Origin of the sequence: Amycolatopsis sp. WQ 127309, from assembly GCF_023023025.1 — a bacterium.
GTDB lineage: Bacteria > Actinomycetota > Actinomycetes > Mycobacteriales > Pseudonocardiaceae > Amycolatopsis.
Genome location: NZ_CP095481.1, coordinates 5,621,812 through 5,648,251 on the forward strand (window position 1 = coordinate 5,621,812; position 26,440 = coordinate 5,648,251).

The 26,440-nt window shown below is 72.7% G+C and carries 31 protein-coding genes; 8 read left to right on the forward strand and 23 right to left on the reverse strand.

What is annotated here, in order from left to right; genetic code table 11:
• Positions 1–59 precede the first annotated feature (59 nt).
• The 4 genes from msrB to MUY22_RS26545 form a co-directional block, all read right to left on the reverse strand.
• Positions 60–482 carry a peptide-methionine (R)-S-oxide reductase MsrB gene (msrB, locus tag MUY22_RS26530; RefSeq protein WP_247049057.1) on the reverse strand — a complete coding sequence of 141 codons (423 nt, stop codon included), beginning with the start codon at positions 480–482 and terminating at the stop codon, positions 60–62.
• Between the two features lie 19 nt (positions 483–501).
• On the reverse strand, positions 502–807 hold the full coding sequence (locus MUY22_RS26535) for a hypothetical protein (protein ID WP_247049058.1): 306 nt from the start codon (positions 805–807) through the stop codon (positions 502–504).
• 53 nt (positions 808–860) lie between these two features.
• On the reverse strand, positions 861–2,528 hold the full coding sequence (locus MUY22_RS26540) for a serine/threonine-protein kinase (protein ID WP_256476002.1): 1,668 nt from the start codon (positions 2,526–2,528) through the stop codon (positions 861–863).
• 118 nt (positions 2,529–2,646) lie between these two features.
• Positions 2,647–3,321, reverse strand: coding sequence for a TVP38/TMEM64 family protein (locus MUY22_RS26545; protein ID WP_247049060.1), 675 nt, complete (start codon positions 3,319–3,321; stop codon positions 2,647–2,649).
• A gap of 87 nt (positions 3,322–3,408) precedes the next feature.
• Here MUY22_RS26545 and ligD point away from each other — a divergent pair, with 87 nt between their 5' ends.
• On the forward strand, positions 3,409–4,434 hold the full coding sequence (gene ligD / locus MUY22_RS26550; protein ID WP_247049061.1) for a non-homologous end-joining DNA ligase: 1,026 nt from the start codon (positions 3,409–3,411) through the stop codon (positions 4,432–4,434).
• A 1-nt stretch (position 4,435) separates the two neighbouring features.
• Here ligD and MUY22_RS26555 read toward each other — a convergent pair whose 3' ends face one another.
• Positions 4,436–5,059 (reverse strand): hypothetical protein, encoded by a 624-nt coding sequence (locus MUY22_RS26555; protein WP_247049062.1) that lies wholly within the window; start codon positions 5,057–5,059, stop codon positions 4,436–4,438.
• Positions 5,060–5,403: 344 nt separating this feature from the next.
• Between MUY22_RS26555 and MUY22_RS26560 the strand changes: the two genes are divergently transcribed.
• Positions 5,404–5,796, forward strand: coding sequence for a DUF6221 family protein (locus MUY22_RS26560; protein ID WP_247049063.1), 393 nt, complete (start codon positions 5,404–5,406; stop codon positions 5,794–5,796).
• A 48-nt stretch (positions 5,797–5,844) separates the two neighbouring features.
• Positions 5,845–6,825, forward strand: coding sequence for an LLM class flavin-dependent oxidoreductase (locus MUY22_RS26565; RefSeq protein WP_247049064.1), 981 nt, complete (start codon positions 5,845–5,847; stop codon positions 6,823–6,825).
• A gap of 112 nt (positions 6,826–6,937) precedes the next feature.
• Here MUY22_RS26565 and MUY22_RS26570 read toward each other — a convergent pair whose 3' ends face one another.
• Together MUY22_RS26570 and MUY22_RS26575 are read right to left on the reverse strand one after the other, a co-directional pair.
• Positions 6,938–7,591 (reverse strand): maleylpyruvate isomerase N-terminal domain-containing protein, encoded by a 654-nt coding sequence (locus MUY22_RS26570; RefSeq protein ID WP_247049065.1) that lies wholly within the window; start codon positions 7,589–7,591, stop codon positions 6,938–6,940.
• A gap of 18 nt (positions 7,592–7,609) precedes the next feature.
• Positions 7,610–9,172 carry a CdaR family transcriptional regulator gene (locus tag MUY22_RS26575; RefSeq protein WP_247049066.1) on the reverse strand — a complete coding sequence of 521 codons (1,563 nt, stop codon included), beginning with the start codon at positions 9,170–9,172 and terminating at the stop codon, positions 7,610–7,612.
• A 125-nt stretch (positions 9,173–9,297) separates the two neighbouring features.
• On the opposite strand from MUY22_RS26575, the gene pruA reads away from it, so the two are divergent.
• The gene (gene pruA / locus MUY22_RS26580) at positions 9,298–10,926 is read left to right on the forward strand and encodes an L-glutamate gamma-semialdehyde dehydrogenase (protein WP_247049067.1); all 1,629 of its coding nucleotides are present in this window, start codon (positions 9,298–9,300) and stop codon (positions 10,924–10,926) included.
• Positions 10,927–10,939: 13 nt separating this feature from the next.
• Positions 10,940–11,869 carry a proline dehydrogenase family protein gene (locus tag MUY22_RS26585; RefSeq protein WP_247049068.1) on the forward strand — a complete coding sequence of 310 codons (930 nt, stop codon included), beginning with the start codon at positions 10,940–10,942 and terminating at the stop codon, positions 11,867–11,869.
• A gap of 66 nt (positions 11,870–11,935) precedes the next feature.
• On the opposite strand, the gene MUY22_RS26590 is transcribed toward MUY22_RS26585, so the two are convergent.
• The gene (locus MUY22_RS26590; RefSeq protein WP_247049069.1) at positions 11,936–12,310 is read right to left on the reverse strand and encodes a co-chaperone YbbN; all 375 of its coding nucleotides are present in this window, start codon (positions 12,308–12,310) and stop codon (positions 11,936–11,938) included.
• Positions 12,311–12,399: 89 nt separating this feature from the next.
• On the opposite strand from MUY22_RS26590, the gene MUY22_RS26595 reads away from it, so the two are divergent.
• Positions 12,400–12,642 carry a DUF2630 family protein gene (locus MUY22_RS26595; RefSeq protein ID WP_247049070.1) on the forward strand — a complete coding sequence of 81 codons (243 nt, stop codon included), beginning with the start codon at positions 12,400–12,402 and terminating at the stop codon, positions 12,640–12,642.
• A 107-nt stretch (positions 12,643–12,749) separates the two neighbouring features.
• On the opposite strand, the gene MUY22_RS26600 is transcribed toward MUY22_RS26595, so the two are convergent.
• The 11 genes from MUY22_RS26600 to MUY22_RS26650 all read right to left on the reverse strand — a co-directional run bounded on the left by MUY22_RS26600 (position 12,750) and on the right by MUY22_RS26650 (position 19,646).
• Positions 12,750–14,294: an alpha/beta hydrolase gene (locus tag MUY22_RS26600; protein ID WP_371827491.1), complete on the reverse strand. Its 1,545-nt coding sequence runs from the start codon at positions 14,292–14,294 to the stop codon at positions 12,750–12,752.
• A gap of 69 nt (positions 14,295–14,363) precedes the next feature.
• On the reverse strand, positions 14,364–15,443 hold the full coding sequence (locus MUY22_RS26605) for an ATP-dependent DNA ligase (protein WP_247049072.1): 1,080 nt from the start codon (positions 15,441–15,443) through the stop codon (positions 14,364–14,366).
• A 26-nt stretch (positions 15,444–15,469) separates the two neighbouring features.
• Positions 15,470–16,069, reverse strand: a complete 600-nt coding sequence (locus MUY22_RS26610; RefSeq protein ID WP_247049073.1) for an alkaline shock response membrane anchor protein AmaP — start codon at positions 16,067–16,069, stop codon at positions 15,470–15,472.
• Entirely contained in the window at positions 16,066–16,602 is a 537-nt protein-coding gene (locus tag MUY22_RS26615) for a DUF6286 domain-containing protein (protein WP_247049074.1), read from the reverse strand. Before MUY22_RS26615 ends, MUY22_RS26610 begins: the two co-directional genes overlap by 4 nt.
• Before the next feature lie 2 nt (positions 16,603–16,604).
• Entirely contained in the window at positions 16,605–16,955 is a 351-nt protein-coding gene (locus tag MUY22_RS26620) for a hypothetical protein (RefSeq protein ID WP_247049075.1), read from the reverse strand.
• Positions 16,952–17,128 carry a hypothetical protein gene (locus tag MUY22_RS26625; RefSeq protein ID WP_013224542.1) on the reverse strand — a complete coding sequence of 59 codons (177 nt, stop codon included), beginning with the start codon at positions 17,126–17,128 and terminating at the stop codon, positions 16,952–16,954. The genes MUY22_RS26620 and MUY22_RS26625 overlap by 4 nt, the downstream gene beginning before the upstream one ends.
• Before the next feature lie 39 nt (positions 17,129–17,167).
• A complete protein-coding gene (locus MUY22_RS26630) occupies positions 17,168–17,428 on the reverse strand; it encodes a hypothetical protein (RefSeq protein ID WP_247049076.1) in 261 nt (86 codons plus the stop codon).
• The gene (locus MUY22_RS26635) at positions 17,425–17,862 is read right to left on the reverse strand and encodes an Asp23/Gls24 family envelope stress response protein (protein WP_247049077.1); all 438 of its coding nucleotides are present in this window, start codon (positions 17,860–17,862) and stop codon (positions 17,425–17,427) included. The genes MUY22_RS26630 and MUY22_RS26635 overlap by 4 nt, the downstream gene beginning before the upstream one ends.
• 91 nt (positions 17,863–17,953) lie before the next feature.
• Positions 17,954–18,355 carry a hypothetical protein gene (locus MUY22_RS26640; RefSeq protein ID WP_247049078.1) on the reverse strand — a complete coding sequence of 134 codons (402 nt, stop codon included), beginning with the start codon at positions 18,353–18,355 and terminating at the stop codon, positions 17,954–17,956.
• Positions 18,355–18,915 (reverse strand): RNA polymerase sigma factor, encoded by a 561-nt coding sequence (locus MUY22_RS26645; protein WP_247049079.1) that lies wholly within the window; start codon positions 18,913–18,915, stop codon positions 18,355–18,357. The genes MUY22_RS26640 and MUY22_RS26645 overlap by 1 nt, the downstream gene beginning before the upstream one ends.
• Positions 18,912–19,646, reverse strand: coding sequence for a dihydrofolate reductase family protein (locus MUY22_RS26650; RefSeq protein WP_247049080.1), 735 nt, complete (start codon positions 19,644–19,646; stop codon positions 18,912–18,914). Before MUY22_RS26650 ends, MUY22_RS26645 begins: the two co-directional genes overlap by 4 nt.
• A gap of 100 nt (positions 19,647–19,746) precedes the next feature.
• Between MUY22_RS26650 and zapE the strand changes: the two genes are divergently transcribed.
• Complete coding sequence (gene zapE / locus MUY22_RS26655; RefSeq protein ID WP_247049081.1) at positions 19,747–20,766, forward strand: cell division protein ZapE; 1,020 nt, start codon at positions 19,747–19,749, stop codon at positions 20,764–20,766.
• On the opposite strand, the gene MUY22_RS26660 is transcribed toward zapE, so the two are convergent.
• The 4 genes from MUY22_RS26660 to rocD all read right to left on the reverse strand — a co-directional run bounded on the left by MUY22_RS26660 (position 20,720) and on the right by rocD (position 25,411).
• On the reverse strand, positions 20,720–21,271 hold the full coding sequence (locus MUY22_RS26660) for a phosphatase PAP2 family protein (protein WP_247064138.1): 552 nt from the start codon (positions 21,269–21,271) through the stop codon (positions 20,720–20,722). The two genes, zapE and MUY22_RS26660, sit on opposite strands and share 47 nt — an antisense overlap.
• A gap of 63 nt (positions 21,272–21,334) precedes the next feature.
• The gene (locus MUY22_RS26665) at positions 21,335–22,633 is read right to left on the reverse strand and encodes a cellulase family glycosylhydrolase (protein ID WP_247049082.1); all 1,299 of its coding nucleotides are present in this window, start codon (positions 22,631–22,633) and stop codon (positions 21,335–21,337) included.
• An 84-nt stretch (positions 22,634–22,717) separates the two neighbouring features.
• Entirely contained in the window at positions 22,718–24,076 is a 1,359-nt protein-coding gene (locus MUY22_RS26670; protein WP_247049083.1) for a DUF2252 domain-containing protein, read from the reverse strand.
• 102 nt (positions 24,077–24,178) lie between these two features.
• The gene (gene rocD, locus MUY22_RS26675) at positions 24,179–25,411 is read right to left on the reverse strand and encodes an ornithine--oxo-acid transaminase (protein ID WP_247049084.1); all 1,233 of its coding nucleotides are present in this window, start codon (positions 25,409–25,411) and stop codon (positions 24,179–24,181) included.
• Between the two features lie 162 nt (positions 25,412–25,573).
• On the opposite strand from rocD, the gene MUY22_RS26680 reads away from it, so the two are divergent.
• Positions 25,574–26,428, forward strand: a complete 855-nt coding sequence (locus tag MUY22_RS26680; protein ID WP_247049085.1) for a PPK2 family polyphosphate kinase — start codon at positions 25,574–25,576, stop codon at positions 26,426–26,428.
• The last annotated feature ends 12 nt before the right edge of the window (positions 26,429–26,440 follow it).

A 26,440-nucleotide genomic window follows, 5' to 3' on the forward strand; every position in this document is an offset into this window, starting at 1 on the left:
AGACTACGTTCGAGGAAGGGCGGAGGGTTGCCGGCTTAAGGAGGATTTAGGACTGCGGTTTAGGACTGCGGTTCCAGTTTCAGTGAGATCGAGTTGATGCAGTAGCGCTGGTCGGTCGGGGTCGCGTACCCCTCGCCTTCGAAGACGTGCCCGAGGTGGCTGTGGCAGGAGCCGCAGAGCACCTCGATCCGCTTCATGCCCATGGCCCGGTCTTCCCGGAGCAGGACGGCGTCGGAGTCGGCCGGGTCGTAGAACGACGGCCAGCCGCAGTGGCTCTCGAACTTCGTGTCGCTGCGGAACAGCTCGGCACCACAGGCGCGGCAGGCGTAGACGCCGGTCGTCTTGGTGTCGGTGTACTCGCCGGTGAACGGCCGTTCGGTGCCGGCCTGGCGGAGTACGGCGTACTCCTCCGGGCCCAGCTCCGCCCGCCATTCCTGCTCGGACTTCACGACGCGAGGGGTGGCGCCGACAACGGGTTTCATACCTTTCACCCGATCCACGTTACGCCGCGAGCCACGCGAGGGCGTGCACCACGATGTCCCATGCGGCGACTATCACTCCCAGGACGATGAGCACGACGATCAGGGCGGACACCCAGTAGCGCAGGCCACCGAGGCGGTTGCTGGAATCGGCGAAGTCGGCGACGCCGTCGAGCGCGGCTTCGATCGTGAAGTTCGGACCGGATCGTTCGATCCGGTCGAGGTGCTCGGCGAACGCGCGCGCCTCCGGGTCAAACGGGTCCAGCCCGACCAGGTCCTCGTGGAAGCGAGGGTTCCCGCCCGGCGGCGAAGCTCCGCTCTCGGCCATACCACCACGGTAGGCCATCGGGACCGCTCAGCCCACCAGCGGCGCGTTAAGTCTCAGTAGCCGGAGGTCGAGGCGCCGATCTTCGTGTCGGCGTCGATCAGGATCTGGCCACCGACGATGACCAGCCGGTAACCGTGCCTGCCGCCCGCGACGTTCACGTTCATCACGAGCGCGCCGTCGGCCTCGTTGCCGCCCGAGTCGGCGCGCGCGGTGTTGACCAGGCCGAGGTTCTTCTTGTTGTCGGCCCAGTAGTCCTGGTACTTCTGCTCGTCGCCGTAGACCGCCTGAGCGGCCGGGGTGAGCTGGTTCCAGTGGCTCGCCGGGTCGCCGAAGTAGTCGATGATCAGGTTGCCCGCCGAACCGTAGTTCGTGAGCCGGCTCTCGGTCGGGGTCTTGCCCAGCGCCGCGGAGACGTTCGAGTTGCTGCTCGGGGCACCGGTGCTCTTCGGCGCGGTGCCGGGTGCGCTGGTCTGGGCGCCCGGTGACTGGGCGGTCTGGTCGCCGCCCGTGCCGCCGCCACTGGAGTTGACCATCACGAAGATGATCACCGCGACCACGATCACCGCGGCGCCGGCGCCCGCGAAGATCGCGTACTTGCGCTTGTTGTCCGGCTTGGCCGTGCCCGACGAGTACTGGGGCGCCCTGGCCGACGGCGCCGAAGCCGCGGGAACCGGCCTGGGCGGGGTGTTCGGCGGCGCGGCCGCGGACCGCATCGGCATGAACGCGGCGGTCGGGCGCGGCGGGTTCGACGGCGCCTTGCCCGCGGGCACCGGCGTGCCGACCGGCGGTGACGGCGGTGCCTGCTGCTGATCGGAGCGCTGCCACGGCGGACGGTCGCCGCTGTCCGCCGGGGGAGCGGCGGGCCTGCGGCCCCCGCCACCCGAGAGCAGCGGCGGTGACGCCGACATGCCGCCCGGCTCGGTCCGGGCCAGCGCGGCCAGCCGCTCGCGGGCCTCGGCCATGGACGGGCGCTCGCCCGGTTCGCTGCGCAGCAGGCTCATCAGCAGCGCGGTGGCCCCGCCCGCCTGCACCGGCGGGTTGATCTGGCCGTTGGCGGCCGCGTAGAGCAGCGCGAGCTGGTTGGTCGTGTTGCCGTAGGGCGTGGTGCCCTCGATGGCCTGGTAGAGGGTCGCGCCGAGGGCGAAGACGTCGGAGCTGGGCACCGGGTCGGCGCCGCGCGCCAGCTCGGGCGCGAGGTAGGCGGGCGTGCCGCCGATCAGGCCGGTCGCCGTCAGCGTCATGTCGCCGGCCGCGCGCGAGATGCCGAAGTCGGTGATCTTCGCGGTGCCGGTCTCGTCGATGAGGATGTTGCCGGGCTTGACGTCGCGGTGGACGATCCCGGCGCGGTGCGCGGCGACCAGCGCCGACGCCACCTGCTCGCCGATCCGCGCGATCCGGCCGAGGGGCAGCGTGCCCTCCTCGGAGAGGATGGTGGAGAGGCTCGGCCCGTTGAGGTACTCCATCACCAGGCACGGGTCGCCGTTGTGCTCGGCGATGTCGAACACCACGATGGCGTTCGGGTGCTGGAACCGGGCGGCGTTCTTCGCCTCGCGCATGGCGCGCTGGCGCATGTTGTCGCGCTCGGTCTCGGAGACGCCCGGCTGGGGCAGGATCTGCTTGATCGCCACGGTGCGCTCGAGGCGCACGTCGGTCGCGCGCCACACGACTCCCATGGCACCGCTTCCGATGTGCTCGACGAGGCGGTAGTGCCCCGCGATCAGCTGACCGGTGTCGATGGCGACTGCTCCTGACGAAATTCCCGGTGATGGTGACCCTGCTCAGCGCGTACCCGCTTCGCGCACCCGATCGAGTGTAGCGGGCGGCCGTGTGCTGTTCGCGTCAGCCAGCCGGACCGGCGGGCTCCGGTTCGGGTACCGGTGCCACCGGCGCCCGTTTCCGGAACACCCTGACCAGCCCGATCGCCCCGGCCAGCGCGAAGACGCCGTAACAGGCGAGCAGCGCGGGCGGCGTGTCGCCGGTCAAGACGTCCCCGAGCACGACCACCGCGACGGTGCCGGGCACGCTTCCCAGCAGCGTACCCGCCAGATACGGGGTCAGCCGTACGGACGACACCCCGCAGAGGTAACTGAAGGGCGCGAAGGGCACTACGGGTATGAGTCGCAGCGACGTGATGGCCAGGACGCCACCGTCGGAGAGCCGGTCGTTGACCGCCCGCACCGACGTGCGGTGCAGGTGCCGCGTGACGAGGTCGCGGCCGAGCAGCCGGGCCAGCCCGAACGACAGGCCGGCCGCGATGGTCGTGGCGACGAGCCCGATCGCGATCCCGGCCGCGGTGCCGACCAGCAGGCCGGCCGCCAGGTTGAACACCGTCCGCGGGATCGGGATCACGGTGAGCAGCGAGTACGCGACGAACAGGATGAGCGGGGTGGCCGGGCCGGTGGCCGCCGCCCAGGCGCGCAGCTCGGCCGGCCCCGGGATCGGCACCAGCACCGCGGTCGCCGCGAACAGGGCGAGCACGGCGAGCGCGACGATCATCTTGGTGCGGCCGGACACCCGTTCGAGGTTACAGCGTCACTTTCACGTGAAAGTGACGGCGTTCTCGCGGGAGCCGGGCGGCGCGATCACCGCTAGCGTGGCCGCATGCCCAAGCACGGTGACCCGGTGACCTACGAGGTGGGCGGGCGCAGCGTCCGCGTCTCCAGCCCGGACAAGGTGTACTTCCCGCAGCGCGGCATCACCAAGCGGCAGGTCGTCGAGTACTACCTGGCGGTCGGCGAGCCGCTGCTGCGCGCGATCGGCGAGCGGCCCACGACGCTGAAGCGCTACGTCGACGGCGTCGAGGGCGACTGGTTCTACGCCAAGCGCCTGCCGAAGGGCGCGCCGGACTGGGTGGAGACCGCCGAGATCACGTTCCCCTCGGGCCGCAAGGCCGCCGAGGTGTGCCCGACCGAGCCGGCCGTGTTCGCGTGGGCGGCCAACCTCGGGACGTTCGACTTCCACCCGTGGCCGGTCCGGCGCCCGGACGTCGATCACCCGGACGAGCTGCGGATCGACGTCGACCCGCCGGACCGCGCCGGGTTCGCCGACGCCGTCGAGGTCGCGCAGGTCGTCCGCGAGGTGCTGGAGGCCGCCGGGCTGACGGGCTACCCGAAGACGTCCGGCGGGCGCGGCGTGCACGTGCTGGTCCGGATCCGCCCGGAGTGGGACTTCGTCCAGGTGCGCCACGCGGTGATCGCGCTGGGCCGCGAGGTCGAGCGCCGGATCCCGGACAAGGCGACGATCTCCTGGTGGAAGGAGGAACGCGGCGGCCGCGTCTTCCTCGACTACAACCAGGCGGCCCGCGACCGCACGGTCGCCTCCAGCTGGTCGGTCCGCGGCACCCCACGAGCGACGGTCTCCACCCCGCTGACGTGGGACATGCTGCCGGAGGTCGATGCGGACGACTTCGACGTCCTGACGGTCCCGGACTTCCTGGCCGAACACGGCGACCTGCACGCGCACCTGGACGACAAGGCGTTCGGCCTGGAGACGGCACTGGAGTGGTACGACCGCGACCTGCGCGACCACGGGCTCGGCGACCTGCCTTATCCGCCGGACTACCCGAAGATGCCGGGGGAGCCGAAGCGGGTCCAGCCGAGCAAGGCCCGCCCGGAGCCGGAGGCCTGACTCAGGGTTTCCGGCAGCTGACGCCGGTCACGGTCGCCGTGGGCGCGACCTTGGTGCTCTTGGTGGACATGACGGTGCGGTCGACGCGGTAGGAGGAACCGCCCTGGGAGTAGGCGGTCTCGATCAGCTCGCCGGAGTCGTCCCCCGAGATGCTGTAGGTGATGTCGCAGTCCCACAGCAGGGTGCTCGCGCCGAGCATGCTGAGCTTCGGCTCGACGACGACGTTGCAGCCCGCGGAGCCGAAGCACTGCTTGGACACGACGGTGAGGGCGACGGAGTAGTCCTTCGCCGCCGGCTCCGGCAGCAGGGGCTCGGTGCTGGTCGGCGCGACCAGCTCGGGAATGGACGGGCTGGTGGTGGCGGGGGCGACGGCGTCGCGCGGGCGCACCTGGCCGTCGGCCGACACCCACGTCCCGCCGGGGCCGGCGCACGGGGCATGCTGCGCCTTGTCCAGGCACGGGCCGGAGGCGGCCTTGCCGACCACGACCACCACGGCGATGCCGGCCACCAGCAGCGGCAGGGCGACCAACGCGGCGACGGCCCACGGCCACTTCTTGCGCGGCGGCTTGGGGGCGGGCGGTGCGTAGTACGGCAGCGGCGGGCCGGTCGGAGTCGGAACGGACATGGTTTCCTCCCGTGACGGTGTGCGAGGACAGACGCCACGACCAATCGCGTTGTTACTCAGCGAGACCAGTCCGTGCCGAAAACCGGCACGGACTGTAACCATCGCCACAGGGGTGCCGGGCGCCACTCGCGCTCGGCGAAAGTGGTCAAAACCTTTATCGGTTTCCCGCCCGAAAAGAACGCGGAGTGATCACCCAAGCGCGCGGTGTCGCCTATAGGGTCACAAATGTTGCACGGCCGAGTTCGGCGTCACGATCATGGACTCGAACGGCGTAACGTGCGGTCCCGAATCGACGACTCCCCGGGACAATGCCGGGGGCGGGCTCGACCAGAGGGAGGCCCTTCGTGGACGACCTGATCGCATTCCTCGCCGCGCGCGTGGGCGCGCGGCAGGCGTTGATCATGCAGGCCGTCAACAAGGCCAAGGGCGGCGACACGATGAACCGCGGCGAGACGAAGGTCGCCGTGGAGCAGCGGATCCGCGGGCTGACCGACCTGGACCTCGACGCCGTCAACCAGATGATCAACGAGATCGAGGCGACCCGGCGGATCCTGCTCGCCCACCGCACGACGGTGTCCGAGAAGGTCCCCGGCTTTCCGCTCTACGGCAGCGAATACTGGTGTGAGACCTGCCACGTGCCCGCCGACGAGGCCGGCTCGAACTGGTGCCTCACGCTGCGCCTGCTGGCGCTGCCCTACGCCGACCACGCGGACTACAGCGAGCGCTGGCGCCCCTGACGGGAATCCCGTCGCGCGCCGGGCGTTGCACCCGGTGTGAAGCTTTCCGTGCTCGACCGTTCGCCCGTGCGGCGCGGCAGCACCCCGGCGCGGGCGCTGCGCGACACCGTCGCCTTCGCCGCCGGCGTCGAACGGCTGGGCTACCACCGCTTCTGGGTGTCCGAGCACCACAGCGTGCCCGGGGTCGCCGGGTCCGCGCCGACCGTGCTGGCCGCGGCCGTCGCCGGGGCGACGTCGCGGATCCGCGTCGGCTCCGGCGGCGTGATGCTGCCGAACCACCGCCCGCTGGTCGTCGCCGAGCAGTTCGGCGTCCTCGAAGCGCTGCACCCGGGCCGGATCGACATGGGGCTGGGCCGTTCGGTCGGGTTCACCGGCGGGGTCCGGGAGGCGCTCGGCCACGGCAAGGACGCCGCCGACGACTTCGGCGCGCAGGTGCGGGAGCTGCTCGGGTTCTTCACCGGCGAGCACGGCTATCCCGGCGTGCACGCCTACCCGGCCGAGGGCGCCCGCGTCGCGCCGTTCCTGCTGGCCACCGGCTCCGGCGCGGACCTCGCCGCCGAGCTGGGGCTGCCGCTGGTGATCGCGCCGGTCCGCGGCGAACAGGCCCTGAAGGAAGCCGTGACGCGTTATCGCGACGGGTTCCGGCCGTCGGCGTGGGCGGGGGAGCCGTACGTCGTGGTCTCGACGGCCATCGCCGTCGCGGAGACGGCGGCCGACGCCCGGCACCTGCTCGTCTCGGAGGCCTGGGCCACGGTCTATTCGCGCTCCCACGGCGTCTTCCCGCCGCTGTCCCCGCCCGCGGAGGTCCTGGCCCTGCCGATGACCGACCGCGAACGCCGGCGCCTGGAGGAGACCCTGGACGGCCAGATCTCCGGCACCCCGGCCGAAGCCGGCGACCGGCTGGGCGAACTGCTCGAGACCACCGCGGCCGACGAAGTCCTCGCCACGACGGCGGCCTACGACCAATCCGCGCGGCTGGATTCTTTCGCGGCCCTGGCCGAGTTGGCCGATCTTCGCGTTCCTGCCTGAATTCCGTGAGCCGTCGACGAATTCGAGTGATACCGCGTCGGTGAATCAATATCCGGATGAATGGCCAACGTGTCGTCAATTGTCCGTGGATTCGAGGACGGCGTTCTCGCGATCACCCGAGCACGAGGGGCAGCCGGGCGGTGAGAGTGCCCAGCGCCGCCTTCTCGGCCTCGGTCGGGGCGCGGCGGCCCGTGACCACCCGCAGCGCGTCCGTGTCGTCCAGCCGGTCGCTGATCGTCGTGCCGGCGAACTCCTCCAGCACCTGCCGGGTGTACGCCAGCCCCTCCGCGGGCGGCTCGGCCACCTCCGGCAGGTGCGCGACCAGGTCCAGGTGGTGCAGCGTCCACTCCACGACGTAGACGCCGAGGTAGTCGGCGACGGTGATCACGCGGTCGCACGTCTCCACGCGCTGCGCCGGATCCGCCGCGGCGGCCGCGCGGCCGGCGGCGGCAGCCAGGTCGTCGAAGTGGTGGCGGAGGCCGCCGGGGTCGCGGTAGGCGGCGGCGCCGCGGCGGACGAACGCCGTTTCCGCGTCGACGCCCGTCGGGAGGTCCGCGGGCCGCCAGTACGTCACCGCGTCCATGTCCGGCGCGGCGTCGGTCGGGGTCACCAGGGTGATCAGCACGTCCTGCGCGTCGATGACCAGGTGGAACACCAGGTCCTGCACCAGCCAGCCGGTGCAGCCCGACGGCCGGGCCCACTGGCCGCCCTCGAGACCGTCCACCGCCGCGCGCAACGCCGTCCACGACCGCGAGAAGAGATCCACGTCGGCCAAGGTAGCGACTCAGAGCCGCAGCTGCAGCTGGGTGAGGATGCGCTGCGCGGGGTCGCCGAAGTCCACACCGGACACTTCGGCCGCTCGCCGGACGCGGTACCGGACGGTGTTGGGGTGCACGTTCAGCGCCGCGGCGGCGGCGCGGACGTCGCCGAACGCGTCGAGCCAGCTCAGCACGGCGGGGACGAGGATGCCGCCGTGCTCGGCGTCGTGCGCCACCAGCGCCGTCAGCCGCGGGTCGCGGATCCGCGGCTGGTCGCCGAGGTGGGCCAGCACCTCCGACAGCAGCACCTCGGCGCGGACGTCGGCCAGCGACGCGACGTCGGACGGCCAGTGCCCGCGCGCCATCGTGGCCAGGACGCGGTCGGCGTCCCCGCGCGAGGCGACGGCGTCGGACAGCCGCGGCACGACGCCGCCGAGCGCCGCCCGGACCGGGACGTCCAGGTGCCGGCGGGCCGCGCCGGCGATCTCGCGGGCCAGCGCCAGGACGGCGGCGTCCGAGTGCTCGGGCAGGTCCGGCAGCAGCGCGTAGACGCGGCCGCCGATCACGCTCACCAGCGCGCTGCGCCGGTACGCGGCGGTGTGCACGGCGATCAGGTGCACCAGCTCGGCGCGCCGCAGCTGCCGGTTGTCCGATCGCTCCAGGGAGAACGCCAGCACCTGCGCCGGCCGCGACGGGTCGGCGCCGATGTCGTCGGCGACGGACTCGGCGTCCAGCTTGCCTTCCAGCAAGCTCGCCAGGAGGTCCTCGCGCAGCCGCAGCTCGGGGCTGGGCAGGGTGCGGGCGCGGATCAGCTGCGGGGCGAGCGCGCGGCTCGCGCCGAGCAGCGCCAGCTCGGCCTGCTCGGTCAACGGCTGGGCGCCTTCCTGGACCCAGATCGTGCCGAGCGGCTGGGTGCCGGCGTGGATGCCCGCCGCGATCCGCCGCCGGATGCCGAGCTCCGGGCGCTCGTCGATCCGCACGATCCCCTCACCGGCGCGAAGCCGCTGGTAGACGCCCCATTCGCGGAGCAGCGCGAGGTAGCGTTCCGGGCCTTCGCGGCCGAGGATCGACAGCCGCCGCAGCTCGTCGACCTCGTCGCCGGCGCGGGAGTAGGCGAGCACGCGGCTGGCCGTGTCCTCGATGCTGACGAGCCCGCCGGTGAGGGTCGCAATCGTCTGCGCCAGGGCGAACAGGTCGCCGAGCACCTCGCCGCTCGCCGCCTCGCCGCCCGCGCGGGCGGCCTCGACGACGCCACGGGCGAGTGACTCCACTTGCTCCCAGCGGGCTTCGGCGCCGACGGTGAGGAGGGCGACGCCGGCGTCCGCGGCGACCTCGGAGCCGCCGGTGCCTTTGACCGCGACGGCCGCCGCGCCACCGCGGCCGGCCGCGCGGATCGCGGGTGCCGCGGCCCGCCCGCGCGCGCCGATGACCAGCACCAGGTCGCCGGGGCTCGCTTCCAAGGGGTCTTCGGGGTCGAGGATGACGACGTCCGAGATCGGCACGCCGAGGCCGTGCGGCGCTACGACGACCTCGACCAGCGGTTCGCCGAGGGTGGCGAGCACGTGCCGCAGCGACGTCCCGGCCGTCACCTGCGGGTCAGCCGATCGGACAAGCTCATGTCGGTGATTTTAGCCGTTCGGACAAACCCAGAACACGTGTCCGGGGTTACCGTTCGGGGCATCAGGACTTGGAAGAGCGCTGCAGAGGAGCCGCCGTGGACGCCGTGACCCAGACCCCCGCCCCGAAGAACGAGACGGTGCTGACGTACGCGCCGGGTAGCGCGGAGCGCGCGGAACTCGAGGGTGCGCTCAAGCGGCTGGGCCAGGCGGAACCCGTCGACCTCACGGTCACCGTCGGGGGCGAGCAGCGTCCCGGCGGCGGCGAGAAGATCGACGTCGTGCAGCCGCACAACCACCGTCACGTGCTGGGCACCATCCACAGCGCCACCCAGCAGGACACCACCGACGCCATCACCGCGGCCGCGACGGTCGCGCCGGAGTGGCGCGCGCTGTCCTACGACGACCGCGCCGCCATCCTGCTGCGCGCGGCCGACCTGCTGACCGGCCCGTGGCGCGCCACGATCAACGCCGCCACCATGCTCGGCCAGTCCAAGACCGCGACCCAGGCCGAGATCGACTCCGCCTGCGAGCTCGCCGACTTCTGGCGCTTCAACGTCGAGTTCGGCCGCCGCGTGCTCACCGAGCAGCCGATCAGCTCGCCGGGTGTGTGGAACCGGCTGGAGCACCGCCCGCTCGAAGGCTTCGTCTACGCGATCACGCCGTTCAACTTCACCGCGATCGCCGGCAACCTGCCGACCGCGCCCGCGCTGATGGGCAACACCGTGCTGTGGAAGCCGTCGCCGACGCAGTCGTTCGCCGCCCACCTGACCATGCGGCTGCTCGAAGAGGCCGGCCTGCCGGCGGGCGTCGTCAACCTGCTGCCGGGTGACGGCCAGGCCGTCTCCGAGGTCGCCCTGACCCACCGCGACCTGGCCGGCGTCCACTTCACCGGCTCGACCGCGACGTTCCAGCACCTCTGGGGCACGATCGGCGCGAACATCGCCGGGTACCGCTCCTACCCGCGGCTGGTCGGCGAGACCGGCGGCAAGGACTTCATCGTCGCGCACCCGTCGGCCGACGTCGACGTCCTGCGCACCGCGATGGTCCGCGGCGCTTTCGAGTACCAGGGCCAGAAGTGCTCCGCGGCGTCGCGGGCCTACATCCCGCGCAGCGTCTGGAACCGGGTGAAGGACGGTCTCGTCGCGGAGACCGAAGCCCTGTCCTACGGCGACGTCACCGACCTGTCGCACTTCGGCGGCGCGGTGATCGACCGGCGCGCGTTCGACAAGCACGCTTCGCTGTTCGACCGCGTCAAGGGCGACGCCTCGGTGGAGATCCTCACCGGCGCCGTGGCCGACGACACCGACGGCTTCTTCGTCCAGCCGACGATCCTCGTCTCGGACAACCCGAAGCACGAGATCTTCTCGACCGAGTACTTCGGCCCGATCCTCTCGGTGCACGTCTACGAGGACGGCGACTTCGACGCCGTGCTCAAGCTCGTCGACGAGACGGCGTCGTACGCGCTGACCGGCGCGATCATCGCGAACGACCGCACGGCCGTGGCGAAGGCGTCGGAGGCGCTGCGGTTCGCCGCCGGCAACTTCTACGTCAACGACAAGCCGACCGGTGCCGTCGTCGGCCAGCAGCCGTTCGGCGGCGCGCGGGCCTCGGGCACCAACGACAAGGCCGGCTCGATCTTCAACCTGCAGCGCTGGACGAGCCCGCGCTCCATCAAGGAAACCTTCGTCCCGCCGACTTCCGTGCGCTACCCGCACCAGGGCTGAGAGGGAGACCGTCATGCTGCGTGCCCCGTTGCTCGCCGCCGCCCGCTCGAAGGGCATCCGGCGGCTCGTCGAAGCGGTGCCCGCCACGCGATCCGTGGTGCGCCGCTTCGTGGCCGGGTCCGAGACCGCCGACGCCGTCCGCGTGGCCAGGGAACTGGCCGCGGACGGCCGGCGGATCACCCTCGACCACCTGGGTGAGGACACCACCGACGCCGCGCAGGCGACGGCGACGGTCGCGGCCTACGAAGCCGTGCTGTCGGCGCTGGCCTCGGAAGGGCTCGCCTCCGGCGCCGACGTCTCGGTGAAGCTGTCGGCGGTGGGCCAGTTCCTGCCGTCGAACGGCGAGGACGTCGCGCTGGAGAACGCCCGGAAGATCTGTGCGGCGGCGGACGCGGTCGGCGCGACGGTGACGCTCGACATGGAGGACCACACCACCACGGACTCGACGCTCGGCATCCTGCGGGAGCTGCGCGGCGAGTACCCGTGGGTGGGCGCGGTGCTCCAGGCGTACCTGCGGCGCACCGAGCAGGACTGCCGCGAGCTGTCCGGCCCGGGGTCGCGGGTGCGGCTGTGCAAGGGCGCCTACGCGGAGCCGGAGTCGGCCGCGTTCCAGGACAAGGGCGACGTCGACAAGTCGTACGTGCGCTGCCTGCGCGTCCTGATGGCCGGTTCCGGGTACCCGATGGTGGCTTCACACGACCCGCGGATGATCGAGATCGCCGCGGCGCTGGCGATCGAGAACACCCGGTCGTCCGACGACCACGAGTTCCAGATGCTCTACGGCATCCGGCCGGAGGAGCAGGCGCGGATCGCGGCGTCGGGCTCGCGGATGCGCGTCTACGTGCCCTACGGCGACGAGTGGTACGGCTACTTCATGCGCCGTCTCGCGGAGCGCCCGGCCAACCTGGGCTTCTTCCTGCGCGGCCTGGCCACCCGGTCCTGAAATGCCGTGAAGGCCTCCTTACCGGCTCTTACGGCCGGTAAGGAGGCCTTCACGGCTTTTCGGGCGCTACGCCTGCTCGGCCGTCTCGGCTTCGGCGGCCTTGCGCTTGACCTCGGCCATGTCGATGTCGCGCGCCTGCTTGATCAGCTCTTCCAGGGCGGGCTCGGGGAGCGCGCCGGGCTGGGCGTAGATCAGGGTCTTGTCGCGGATGATCGCGAGCGTCGGGATCGAACGGACGTCGAAGGCGGCCGCGAGCTGCTGCTGCGCCTCCGTGTCGACGCTCGCGAACACGATGTCCTCGTGCTTCTCCGACGCCTTCTCGTACACCGGCGCGAACTGACGGCACGGGCCGCACCAGCTCGCCCAGAAGTCGATGAGGACGAACTCGTGGTCATTGAGGGTCTGGTCGAAGTTCTCGGCGGTCAGCTCAACGGTGCTCATGACCTGGTCAACGACGTGGGCGCGGCGGGAATTCCCGGGCGCGCGGTAGCGTCTGCACGAGCGAAACCCGCGTGACCCGAGGAGGAGACATGGCCGACAGCGAGATCCTGGGCCGGATCGACGAACTGATCGCGGAGGAGCACGAGCTCCGGTCGCGCTCGGTGGGCGTGGGCCTGGCCGGCACCGACAAGGACCGGCTCACCTCGGTCGAGCAGCAGCTCGACCAGTGCTGGGACCTGCTGCGGCAGCGCCGCGCGAAAACCGAGTTCCACGAGAACCCGGAAGACGCCCAGGCCCGCCCGGTCTCCGAGGTCGAGTCCTACCGCCAGTAACCCGTCACTCGCGTGATCCCAGCCGGATCCCGCGTGATTGAAGCCGGAACTCGCGAGTTCCGGCTTCAATCACGCGAGTCACGTGCCGGATCACGCGAGTCACGGGGTCAGGCAGGGCAGAGGGTGCCGTCGGCGGGGATCTTGCCGTCGATGAGGAAGCCGCGGGCCGCGTCCGTGACGCAGGGGGACGCGCCGAGCGCGCCGTGGCCCGCGCCCTGCCAGGTCAGCGTCACCGCGGACGGCATCTGGTCGGCCGCGCGGGTGGTGCCGACCTGCGGGGTGACCGGGTCGGCCGCGGTGGCCGTGACCAGGATCGGCGGCGCGCCCGGGGCGCCCGCCGGGGGCAGCGGCTCGGTCCGCACCGGCCACGGACCGCACCACGCCAGCTCCTGGGCGACGACCGCGCCGAACTGCGGGTACTTGGCGCGCATCCCGCCGACGACCTGGTCGAGCTGGTCGGCCGACAGGCGCGTCTGGCTGTCGTTGCAGTGCGTCGCGATCGTGGAGTCGAGCCGCGACGGCTGGGCCCGCGAGTCGTGCAGCGCCGGCGCGGCGAACGCGGCCAGCGGCGCGATGGTCCCGCCCTTGGCCGCCGTGATCGCGTCGGCCAGCTCGGGCCAGCGCGAGCGCTGCGTCAGTCCGGAGTAGACGGCGAACATCGCGACGCCCGGGCCGAACGCGCTCCCGTCGTCGTTCGACGGCGGCGAAGCGCGCAGCTGGTCGGTCAGGGTGGCGAGGGCGGCCTTCGGGTCGCCGAGCGAGCACCCGCGGGCCGCGCAGTCGGCCGCGAAAGCGTCCAAAGTGGACTGGGCGCCGGCCGCGACGGCGTCGAGCACCGCGGCCGAGTCCGGGCCCGGGTCGGGCACGCCGTCGAGCACCATCCGGCCGACCTGGCCGGGGAAGCGCACGGCGTACTCCGCAAGCACCTTCGAGCCGTCGCCGCGGCCGAGCGCGTCGAGCCGCTCCATGCCCAGCTGCTTGCGCAGCTCGTCGAGGTCGCCCGCCGCGCGCCAGCTGTCCAGCGCGGTCTGCGTGTCGTCCAGCTCGATGGCGCACTGCTGACCGGCCTTGCGCGCGGCGTCCAGGACGTCGGCGAGGCCGCCCTGCGCCGGGTCGGCGTCGATCAGGTCGTGCCGGATCTCGGCCGGCACGCACTGCACGGCGCCCGACATCCCGGTGCCGCGCCGGTCCAGGCCGATCAGCGAGAACTTCTCCAGGAACGCCGGCGGCAGCGTGGTGGCGAGGCGGGCGGCGTAGATCGTGCCCGGTTCGCCGCCGACGTCGTTGACGACGACGAGCGGCACCGGCCCGGCGCCGACCTTGAGCGCCAGCAGCCGCATGACCGAGCGGCGCGGCTCGCCCGGCGCGTCGACCGGGGTCGACACGCGGGCGCAGGTGAAGTGCAGGCTGTCCGGGACCGGCGGGGTGCCGATGCGCTGGCGGGTGTCGTCGTCGCAGTCGGACCACTTCAGCGTCGACGACTGCGGCTCGCCCAGCGGCGGCAGCGGGACCGGCGGCGTGGCGCTGGGCGCCGCCGACTTCGCCGGGCCGTCGTTCTCGACCAGCGCGGGGCGCACCGACGGCCCCGCGGCGCAGCCCGCGGCGGAGGCCAGGGCGAGCAGCGCGACCAGCAGACGGGAACGGCGGCGCACGGGCGAAGTCCTCACGTAGATCAAGGCCGGAACACCTGTGAGCTTTCCACGTCGTGTGTGGGACGCGGGTTAGCGGGTGCGCACCACCTGGCCGCGGAACACGGCGTCGAGGTCGTAGCGGGCCGGCTCGTCGAGCTGGCCGTAGCCGCACGACGCGGGTTCGCGGTCCGGGCGCCACCGCACGAACCGCGCGTTGTGCCGGAACCGCGACGGCATGCCGCCCTCGGTGTTCTCGTAGGCCACCTCGACGACGCGCTCGGGCCGCAGCGGCACCCATTCGTGCTCGGTGGCGCGCCAGCGGGTGATCCCGCCGGGGATCCGCTGCGCCTCGCCGGTGGCCTGGCCGCCCCACGGGTGGTCCTCGCCGTCGGTGATCAGCGGCGCCAGCTCCTCGGCCAGCTCGCGACGGCGGTCCTTCGGGAACGACCCGATCGTGCCGACGTGGTGCAGCACGCCCGCGTCGTCGTGCAGGCCGAGCAGGAACGAGCCGACGAGGTCGCCCGGGCCGCCGTCGACGTGCCAGCGCAGCCCGGCCAGCACGCAGTCGGCGGTGCGCAGGTGCTTGTACTTGAGCAGCACGCGCTTGCCGGGGGCGTACGGCTCGTCGAGCGGCTTGCCGATGACGCCGTCGAGGCCGGCGCCCTCGAACAGCTGGAACCAGTGCCGCGCCGTGTCCGGGTCGGTGGTGGCCGGGGTGAGCGAGATGCGGCCGTCGGCCAGCTTCTCGAGCCGTTCGCGGCGGGCCGACGTCGGTTCGTCGAGGAAGGACTCGTCGCCGAGGGCGAGCAGGTCGAACGCGACGAACTCGGCGGGCTGCTCGTCCGCCAGCAGCGTGATGCGGCTTTCGGCGGGGTGGATCCGCTGGGTGAGCGCGTCGAAGTCGAGCCGCCCGTCCCGCGCGACGACGAGCTCGCCGTCCAGCACGACCTTCGGCGGCAGGATCTCGAGCAGCCGCGCGACCGCCTCCGGGAAGTACCGGTTGAGCGGCTTCTCGGCGCGGGACTGGAGGTACAGCTCGTCGCCGTCGCGGAACACGATGCAGCGGAAGCCGTCCCACTTGGGCTCGAACAGCAGCCCGCCGGAGTCCGGGATGGCCTTGGCGGGCTTGGCGAGCATCGGCTTCAGCGGCGGCTGCAGCGGTAGGGGCATGACGGCATTCTGCGGAACAACGCCGCTCAGCGCACGCGTTTGGCCTGGCCCGTGTCGAGCTCGAGGCGCACGGCCGTCGGCAGGACGTCGAGGCCGAGGGACTCGCGCGCCCTGGTCAGCACGCGCAGGTCGAGGTCCTCCCAGACGCGCTTGAGGTCGGTGCCCTCGTGCAGGTACAGGGTGATGCGCAACGCGGGAGAAGTCCGGGAGCCGACCGCGCGGACCCGGGCGCGGCTGACACCGTCGAGCTGCTCCGCGTCGGCTTGGACCGCGTCGGAGATCGCGCCCGCCGTGACGACCAGTTCAGCGCCTTCGGTGTCGTCGAGGGCCAGGTCGGGCCGCGGCTCCGGGCGCAGCGACCGCAGCGCCCAGCGCAGGCCCAGCACGAACAGGAGCACCCCGAGCACGATCGCGGCGATGCGAGCGGGCGTGGCGTGCCCGCCCAGCCACTCGACGGCCATCGGGTCGAGCAGCGGCCGCCGGCCGCGGAACTCGCCCAGCCAGCCCGCGCCGACGACCAGCGCCAGCGCGCCGCCGAGCAGGGCCAGCAGCCCGACGAGGAACGTCAGCACGCGTTCGCCCGCGTACGACCGGGAAAGCGCCTTCGTGGCGACTGACTTGCTCATCGGCGGTCCTTCGGCGAGTCGACGACGACGCTGACCTTCGGCCGCCGGGCCAGCGGGACGTCGTCGAGCAGCGTGGCCACGGTCTCCAGCAGGCGCGGCCGCAGCTCGCCCTCGGTTTCGAGCCGGCTGGTCGCGCGGACCCGGACCCGGCGGGCGCTGGCGGTGACCGTCGCGCCCGCGACGTTGTCCTGCGCCCGCACGACGAGCCCGACGAGCCGGGCCAGCGACCGCGGGGACGTCGAGACGCTGACCTCGTCCGCCGGGTCGGTCAGCCGGACCGCGCGGTTGCCGGCGGCCAGCGCGCACAGCAGCAGCACCAGGCCCGCGACGGCGAGCACGACGGCGCCGGCGCGCACGGTGTAGGCGTCCCAGCCCAGGGCCGCGAGCCCGGCCTGCCAGCGCGGCCACGGCACCAGCAGCGGCCCGGACCCCGGGCGCCACCAGTGCCAGCCGACCTCGAGCGCGAGCAGGATCCCGGCGCCGGCGAAGGCCAGGCCGAGCAGGGTGGACACGAGCCGGACGAGCAGGCGCACGGTTACCGCACCCTCGGGGGCGAGTCGGGCAGCAGCGCCGACACCGTCACGGCCAGGGTCCGCACCTGGTAGGAGGTGATCCGCTCGACCTCGTCGACGACCCGCTCGCGCACGACGCCGACGACGGCGCGCACCGCCGCCGGGTAGTGCAGGGCCAAGTCCAGCGCCAGGTCGACGTCGTTGTCGTGGCCGCCGACCCGCGCGTTCGCGCCCTTCTTGCCGGCCCGCGCGGTACCGGGCACCTGGTCGGCCGCGTGCTGCGCGACCTTGCGCACCACCGCGTGGCCGATGGTGAGGGTGCCGCGCTCGTCCGGTTCGGCGAGCTCGCGCGGCACGTCGAGGAGCCGGCTCACTTGTCGCGGCCCTTCCCGAACAGCTCGCCGAGGTCGAGTTCACCGTCGAGCACCCGGCCGGCGACCAGCCCGATGATCCCGACGGCCAGGGTCACCAGGAACGCGGTGAACCCCTGGGTCGCGGCCAGGCCGAGGATGAGCCCGGCCAGGAGCCCGGTCTGCGTTGCGTTCACGTTGTCCTCCTAGGACGGGGAGAAGTTCTTGCGGGGAGGTCATTTCACGCGGGGCGGGCGTCGTCGCCGGCGGAGCTTCGCGAGCACGGCGGCGACCCCGCGGCGGTTCACCACGAAGCGGATCGGCGCGTCGTACCGGGGATCGTCCACTTCGGACCGCCCGGCCCGGAACCGCGCCAGCCCTTCGGCGAACTCGGCCGGGTCGCCGCCGACGTCGGGGTGGTGGGTGCGCACGAACTCCCGGAAGGCCGCGCGGGCCTCCGGGTCGTCCCGTGCCCCCCGAGCACCCCGCGCGGTCACTCCACCCGCGACGGGAGTTCGGGCTCGTCCTCGCCCGGCAGGTGGATGTCGTTGACGGCGATGTTGACCTCGATCACCTCGAGGCCGGTGATCTGCTCGACGGCGGTGATCACGTTGCGCCGCACCGCGCGGGCGACGTCGGCGATGCGCGCGCCGTACTCGACGACGACGTCGAGGTCGATCGCGGTCTGCTTCTCGCCGACCTCGACCGACACGCCGGACGTGGTGACCGTGCCGGAGCCGGGGATGCGCTCGCGCAGGGCGCTGAACGCCCGCGACATGCCACCGCCCAGCGCGTGCACCCCGGTGACCTCGCGGGTGGCCATCCCGGCGACCTTCTGCACCACCAGCGACGAGATCGTGGTGCGGCCGGCGGCGCCCTCCTCGTTGAGCGGGGTCACCAGGCCGGGGCTTTCGGTCCGTTCCGGATGCATGCCTGCAGGCTCCTTTCGAGCGGTCTTGTCGTCCCTACGATGCCCGCGACCACGGGGCTCTCACGCAAGGTCACCCATTCGGGGGAATGTTTCAGTCGGGGTGGACGTCGACGACGTGCACGTTGACCACGGTGGCCACGCCCAGCTGCCGCGCGAGCTCCGCGGTGATCTCCCGCCGGAGCGTCTCGGCGGCTTCGTCGGCGGTGAGGCCGAAGCGGACCGACACCAGCACCTGGACCACGTCGTCCTCGACCGCGACGGCCGAGATCCGCACGCCGGCCGGCGCCCGCGCGGCGGCGATCGCCGAGGCCAGGCGGCCGACGACCCGCTCGGTCACGCGCAGGCTGCCTTCCTCGCCGGGCACGTCCACCGCCGTCCGGCGGCCGCGGGCCACCGTGCGCAGCACGCGTTCGACCAGGCCGGGCGGGGTCGGCACCCGGCGGCGGGCGGCCGCGCGCACGGCGTCCCAGCGGGGGTCCTGTTCCGGGTCCATCACCGCTCCCTCAGCTCGGCGAGCAGCGCCACCCTGGCCCGGTGCAGGCGGGAGCGCAAGGCGCCGACGTTCACGTCGAGCACTTCGGCGACCTCTTCGTAGCTCAGCCCTTCCAGTTCGCGCAGCACCAGCGGCACCCGCTGGGACAGCTCGAGCCGGCCGATCGCGCGCAGCACGGCGTCGACCTCCTCGGCGCGCACGACGCGCCCCTCCGGCCCGGGCTCGGCCGCCGCGAGCAGCGCGCTGTCCACGGTGGACTTACCGGCGGGCTCGGGTGAATCCAGGGAGATCGTCGGCTTCCGGCGGCGCAGCATCGCGAGCGCGCCGTTGGTGACGACGCGGTAGAGCCACGTCGACACGGCCGACTCGTGCCGGAAGGCGCCCAGCGAGCGCCAGGCGGCCAGCCACGCCTCCTGCACGACGTCCTCGGCCTCGGCGGCGCTGCCGGTGATCCGCAGCGCGACCCGGTACATCCGGGGCGTGTGCCGGCGCACCAGCACGCCGAACGCGGCTTCGTCGCCGCCGGCGGCCCGTTCGACCAGCGCGGCGTCGTCGGTCATCCGCCACCCCGGCGGTAGCGCAGGAGCGTGAAGCCGTCCTCGACCAGGACCGACGCCAGGGCGAGCGCGCGCGGCGCGGCGAGGGCCGGACCCGCGGCGATGCGCCCGGCGCCGCCCGCCACGAGCAGCGGCGCGACGGTGAGGCACAGCTGGTCGACGAGGTCGGCGGCGATCAGCCCGGCGAACAGGCGCGGCCCGCCTTCGCAGTCGACGCGGCGCAGGCCGCGCCCGGCCAGCAGGTCCAGCGCGAGCGCGAGATCGACGTCTTCGTCCCCGGCGCGCAGGACCTCGGCGCCGGCCAGGTGCGCGGTGTCGGCGCCGGTGGTCGTGACCACGATCGGGGCCACGATCGTGTCGGTGAACAACGGAGAGTGCGGGTCGAGGTCCGCGGTGCGCGTCACGACGGCGATCGGCGGGACGTCCGCCAGCCCGAGACGGCGCCGGCGTTCGAGCCGCTTCGCGCTCGCCCGGACCCCGCGGTAGTCCTCGGCGCGCGCGGTGCCGGCGCCGACCAGGACGACGTCGCAGAGGTCGCGCCCGAGCAGGAAGACCTCGCGGTCGGCGGCGTGCGAGAGGCCCGCGGACGTCGTGTCGACCTCGACCGCGCCGTCGGCGGAGGCGACGAAGTTGACCTGGACCCACGACCGGTCGAGGGCCGCCGGGTAGGCGTAGATCGCCTCCAGGTCGGCCCCGGTCAGCTCGCCCGGTGATGGTGGCCACACGCTCCGCACCCGACCATCCCAGCACGCCCGGAAACCCGTTCTCCACCGGGGGATGTGGCTACTCACCGGTGATCCGGGGCCGCCGCGGCGGCGGATAGGCTCTGCGACCATGCCCGCGCACCTGACCGACCGCCGTCCCGTGCTCGGCGCCGACGAGCTGATCACGGCGCTGGTGCCGCCGCCGCGTTTCGACGCGGTGCGGTTCGACACCTACATCCCGAACCCGGACGAGCCCAGCCAGGCTGCCGCGGTCGAGGCCTGCTCGGCGTTCGCCGGCCGCATCGGCGCGCGACCGGAGAAGAAGAAGTTCCGGCTCTTCGGCGGCTCCTCGGCGCCGTCCGGCCCGATGGGGCTCTACCTCGACGGCGGCTTCGGCGTCGGCAAGACCCACCTGCTGGCTTCGGCGTGGCACGCGGCGCCGTCCCCGAAGGCGTACGGCACGTTCGTGGAGCTGACCCACCTCGTCGGCGCGCTGGGCTTCCCCGAGGCCGTGCGGCGGCTGTCGGAGCACCGGATCCTGGCCATCGACGAGTTCGAGCTGGACGACCCGGGCGACACCACGCTGGTCACGCGGCTGCTGCAGGAGCTGATGGACGCCGGGGTGTACATCGCGGCGACGTCGAACACGCTGCCGGAGAAGCTCGGCGAGGGGCGCTTCGCCGCCGAGGACTTCCTGCGTGAGATCCAGTCGCTGTCGGCCCGGTTCGGCGTCGTGCGCGTCGACGGCCCCGACTACCGGCACCGCGGCCTGCCGGACGCGCCCCCGCCGGTCTCCGCCGACGAGCTGGAAGCGTCCGTCGCGGCCCACGAAGGGTCCACTGTGGACGACTTCGACGCGCTGTGCGCCCACCTGGGCGAGCTGCACCCGTCGCGGTACGGGCGGCTGCTGGACGGCGTCACCCGCGTGCACCTGCGCGGCATCCACCCGGCGCCGGACCAGAACGTCGCGCTGCGGCTGGTGGCGCTGGCCGACCGCCTCTACGACCGCGCGATCCCGGTCGTCGTCTCGGGCGACCCGCTGCCGGCGCTGTTCACCGAGGAGATGATCGAGGGCGGCTACCGCAAGAAGTACCTGCGCGCCATCAGCCGGTTGACGGCGCTGGCACGCGACGCGGCACAGACCACGTGACGAGCACGACGGCGACCGCGAACAGCGTGCCGCCGACGACGTCCGTGAGGTAGTGGTAGCCCATGCCGATCAGCCCGGCGGTGGCCGCGAGCAGGGCCACGGCGCTCAGCACGACGACGTAGGTCTTGCGCGTGAGCAGCACCAGCACGGTCAGCACCGCGACCAGGCTGACGGTGTGGCCGCTCGGGTAGACGAGCGTGCCGTTCTTCCACCGGTCGTACAGCGGCTTGAGCAGCCAGGTGTTGAGCAGGATCGCCAGCAGCGGCCCGCCCAGCGCGAGCGCGGCTTCCTGCCGCCGCCCGGCGCGCAGGCACAGGAACACGGCGACGGCGGCCAGCGCGAACACGACGTACGGCTCGGTCGGCAGCACCAGGATCCGCGCCGCCACCGGCCCCAGGTGCGCGACGGCGCCCGCGGCGGCCGAGTCGAGCGCACCGGGCGTGTCACCGCCGGCGAACGGAAGCCCCAGCAGCAGGGCCAGCAGACCGCACCCGGCGGCGAGCACCCAGATCGTCCTCACTCCCGCGAGGGTAGTCGCCGGCCAGTCCCGAGGCTGTCCACGGCCTGGTCAGGGCTGTACCAGCGCCGTGATGCCCCGCTGCGCCAGGTAGCTCGCGTCGCCGGCTCGGCTCTGCAGCACGAACGCCACCCGCGTCCCGGCGTCGGCCAGTGCGAAGAAGCGGTCCGAGCCCCGGGTCGGGTCCGCGTCCGGGATGACGATCGCCGTCGTCCGCGGCGCCGGTTTCGGCGGGGTGCGGTCGAACTCCGCCACCAGCGTCTTCAACGCCCGGCCGGCGGGCTTGAGGCGGCGGTCGTTCGTGTACAGCCCCAGGTCGTACTCCAGCGGGTTCAGGCTCGGGACCAAACCAGGGTTGACGTCGTGGGAGCACCACCACGTGAAGCCCAGCGTGTGCGCGCACGACGCCGCGTTGCGGATCGAGCGGGACAGCCACTCGGCGTACTGCGGGCGGGTCGCGTCGCTGAAGTGGATCGACGGGGCCGCGCCGTCCTCCTGGATCCAGCACGGCCTCGCCGGGTCCGTCGCGTACGCCTGCGCCACCTGGATCAGGCGCTCCGCGTTGTGCGTCTCGAACGCGCCGAGCGGCGTCGTCTTGAGCGTGCCGAAGAACGACGTCCACGGGTGGATCGCCACGACGTTCCCCGCGTCGGCCAGGCCTGCCCGGGTGAAGTAGCGGCCGTTGTCCCACGGCGCGCGGTCGCAGCCGACCGTGTGCGCCTTTCCCGGCGCGACGCTCTCCGCCGTCTCGCACAGGGTGTGCGCCCACGCGTCGGCCTGCTCCGGCGTCACCGCCAGGCCGGCGAAGGAGTCCCAGTAGTAGTACGGCTCGTTCGACAGGTCGAACCCGAGGAACCGCGGGTGCTTCCCGATCCGCGCGGCCAGCGCCGTGAGCAGCGCGCGCTGGGCGTCGAGGGCCGCCGGGTCGGTGAACCAGTTCACCGGCTCCGGCGTGGTCTGCAGCCAGTTCGGCGTCCAGTAGCGGGCCGAGATGTGGCCGTTGAAGACCGTCACCTCGACGTCGAGGCCGGCCGCGCCCGCGAGGTCGAGGAACCGGTGCAGCCGGTCGAGCTTCTCGCCGCTGACCAGGTGCGGCTCGGGCTGGAACGCCGGCCACAGCAGCATCATCCGGATGTGGTCGAGCCCGAGCGCGGCGATGTCGTCGAAGTCGCGGCGCAGGTCGGCTTCGCGCCAGTCCTCCCACATGTGGAACCAGCGCGTCGAGGGCGTGTAGTTGACGCCCAGCCGGAACGGCCGCCGCTTGGGGGCGGCCAGTGCGGGCGCGGCGGTGGCCGCCAACGCCGTCGCGACCGCTCCCGTGAGCACCGACCGCCGTTTGAGATCCGCCACGCCGCCTCCCTCGCCGTCACCCGTTCACGAAGATCTAGCACGGCGGGGAATTCGTTCTCCAGCGTTGACCGGCTTCCTGTCCGGTCAGGTCCCCGAGAAGGCGGCGTGGTCGGCCTCCGTCCGGTCGGCGTAGCGCACGGCGTACGCGCCGATCGCCTCGTCCAGCTCGGAGTCGTCGGCGAAGTAGCCGGACAGCAGCTGCGGGTGCAGCGACCGCGTGTGGGCGCGGGCGAGCAGCGCCCCGGCGAGCCGGCCGTAGTCGTCGAGGTGGTCCTTCTCCAGCTCCGCCGGGTCGATGTCACCCTTGAGGTTCCGGAACTGGCGGACGATGTACGGAACGCCGTCGATCGTGGTCCAGCCGAGCAGGATGTCGGTCTCGGCCTGCACGAGCCGGGCGCCGTCGACGATCCGGCGGCCTTCGTGCTCGGCGGCGGGCAGGTCCAGGTACGGCCCGAGCGCCGGCGACGCCGCCTGTTTCACCTGCAGGACAAGGTCTTCGTCGTCGTTGCCGTGCAGCAGCGCGACGTAGCTGCGGAGCCCGACGCTGCCGGTGCCGACGACGCGGAAGGCGACGTCGGCGAGGCGGTAGCGCGAGATCAGCGTCCGCCGTGACTCACGCAGGGTGTCCACATAGGACGCCAGTCCGGCGGCGACGGCCTCCGCGGTCTGCTCGTCGACGTGCGTCAGCACCGGCGGGTCCTCGACGAACCGGTGGCGCGCGAGGCCCGTCCGGTGGTCGTCGACGCGCTCGGTCCACTTCGCGGCGACCTTGGCGCTGTCGTTCTTGCGGGCCTTCTCGGCGGCGTCGGCGAAGTCGTCGATCAGCTCGTCCGCGCGGGCCTTCGACAGCACCGACGAGTCCGGCAGCGCGTTCCAGCTGCGCAGGAACGGCAGCTCGGCCAGGGCGCGGATGGTCCGCCGGTACGACCTCGCCGCGTCCTCGGCGGCTTCGCGGCAGCCCGACTCGCCGATGCCGCCCTCACGGCCGGCGAGCACCAGGCTCGCGGCGAGCCGCTTGAGGTCCCACTCCCACGGGCCGGGGACGGTCTCGTCGAAGTCGTTGATGTCCATCACGATCTTGCCCTCGGGCGTGCCGTAGAGCCCGAAGTTCGCCGCGTGCGCGTCGCCGCAGAGCTGGGCGTCGAGGCCGGAGACGGGCGTGCGCGCGAGGTCGGCGCCCATCAGCCCGGCGGCACCGCGGAAGAAGGTGAACGGAGACGCGAGCATCCGCTCACGCCGGAGTTCCGCCAGTTCGGGCAGCCGTCCTTTGCCGCTGGCCTCGAAGTACTGCGCGGGTGTCGGCCGGTCCTTCGCGGCGGCCTCGTGGTCGTGCGCGGTGACCGGCGTCTTCTCCCGGAGCCGCTTCCCCTGCTCGTACAGCTCGGCCGGCGTGACGCTGTCCGCACCGGCCAGCGGCCGCTCCACCCATTCCCCTGATCCCATACCCGCCCAACGCCCGATCCGCCCGGTTCGCTCCCGAAGTCCGTGAATGCCACATCGAGGGACACTATGTCCCTCGATGTGGCATTCACGGACAACCGGGGTTCAGGGGCGGATGACCTCGGCGACGGCGTCGATGCCACGGTCCAGCTCTTCGCGGGTGATCACCAGCGGCGGGGCGACGCGCAGCGTGCGGTCGTGCGTCTCCTTGCACAGCACGCCGCGGGCGGCCAGGGCCTCGGACGCCGCCCGGCCCTCGGGGCCGCCCGGCGCGATGTCGATGCCCGCCCACAGGCCGCGGCCGCGGACCTCGGACAGGCCGCTCCCGACCAGCTCGGTCAGGCGCGTGTGCAGGTGGGCGCCCAGTTCGGCGGAGCGCTGCTGGAACTCGCCCGTCTGCAGCAGCTTGACCACCGCGCGGCCGATCGCGCAGGCCAGGGGGTTGCCGCCGAACGTCGAGCCGTGCTCGCCCGGCTTCAGCACGCCCAGCACGTCGCGGCTGCCGACCACCGCGGACACCGGCAGGATGCCGCCGCCGAGGGCCTTGCCCAGCGTGTAGACGTCGGCGCGGACGCCCTCGTGGTCCAGCGCCAGCACGGTGCCGGTGCGGGCCAGGCCGGACTGGATCTCGTCGGCGATCAGCAGCACGTTGTGGTCGTCGCACGCCGCGCGGACGTCGGCGAAGTAGCCCGCCGGCGGCACGATGACGCCGGCCTCGCCCTGGACCGGCTCGAGCAGGACGGCGGCCGTGCGCGGGGTGATCGCGTCGCGCAGGGCGGCGGCGTCGCCGTACTTCACCGTGACGAAGCCCGGGGTGAACGGGCCGAAGTCGGCCCGCGCGGTCTCGTCGGTCGAGAACGACACGATCGTGGTGGTCCGGCCGTGGAAGTTCGAGTCGGCGACGATGATCTCGGCGGTGCCGTCCGGCACGCCCTTGACCGTGTGGGCCCACTTGCGGGCGAGCTTGACCGCGGACTCGACGGCCTCGGCGCCCGAGTTCATCGGCAGCACCATCTCGGTGCCGGTCAGCTCGGCCAGCTCGCGGCAGAACAGGCCGAGCTGGTCGTGGTGGAAGGCCCGCGACGTGAGCGTGACGCGGCCGAGCTGCTCGACGGCGGCGCCGATCAGGTCCGGGTGGCGGTGGCCGAAGTTCAGCGCTGAATAGCCGGAGAGGAAGTCCAGGTAGGACCGGCCTTCGACGTCGGTCACCGTCGCCCCGGAGGCTTCGGCGATCACGACGGGCAGCGGGTGGTAGTTGTGCGTGCTCCATTGCTCGTCGAGCGCGATGAAGCTCGCGGCGGTGGGGGCGGCGGTTTCCCGGCCGGCGAACGTCGTCATGCGTTCAGGTTAGAGTCCGCAGACGCAGAGTTCAGCCGGGAATCATTGCTTTCACCCGTTGTTCGTTGCGCAATCCGCGGATCGGACCCCCGAATCGCTGCGGCGCCACCCGGCCGGGTGCGTCGACAGGAAAGCCGCCGCCCGACTGGCTATCGTCGCGGGATGGCCAAGAAGAACGACGAGGGAAGCCGGGTCCGGGACGCGCTGCGGATCACCGGGGAGCTGCCGGACCCGGGGTCGGCGCCGGTCGGGCCCGGCAAGAAGCCGAAGGCCCTCGCCAAGCTCGGCACCGCGGGCGAGCGGCTGTCCGCGCTGCAGGAGGCGCTCTACGCCGAGGGCGTCGGCGGCGGCGAACGCAACGTCCTGCTGGTGCTGCAGGGCATGGACACCTCGGGCAAGGGCGGCACGGTCTCGCACGTGCTCGGCCTGGTCAACCCGATGGGCGTGCGCTACTCGGGGTTCAAGGCGCCGACGGCGGCCGAGCGGCGCCACCACTACCTCTGGCGGATCCGCAAGCAGCTGCCGGTGCCCGGCCAGATCGGCGTGTTCGACCGCTCGCACTACGAGGACATCCTGGTCCCGCGGGTGTCCGGACTGCTCAGCGCGGAGGAGCGGCGCCGCCGCTACAGCGAGATCAACGCGTTCGAGAAGGAGCTGACCGACGGCGGCACCACCGTCGTCAAGGTCTTCCTGCACATCTCGCCCGAGGAGCAGCTCAAGCGGCTGCAGGCCCGGCTGGAGACGCCCGAGAAGCACTGGAAGTACAACCCGGGCGACCTCGAGGCGCGCTCGCACTGGCCCGCCTACCAGAAGGCCTACGCCGACATCTTCAAGAAGACGTCGACGGACTACGCGCCGTGGCACGTCGTGCCGGCCGACCACAAGTGGTACCGGAACTGGGCCGTCGCGGAGCTGCTCATCGAGACGCTCGCCGAGCTGGACCCGAAGTTCCCGCAGCCGGACTACGACGTCGACGCCGAGCTGGCGAAGCTGAAGGGTGTTGGCGCACCGGCCTGAGCGTCTGGAAGA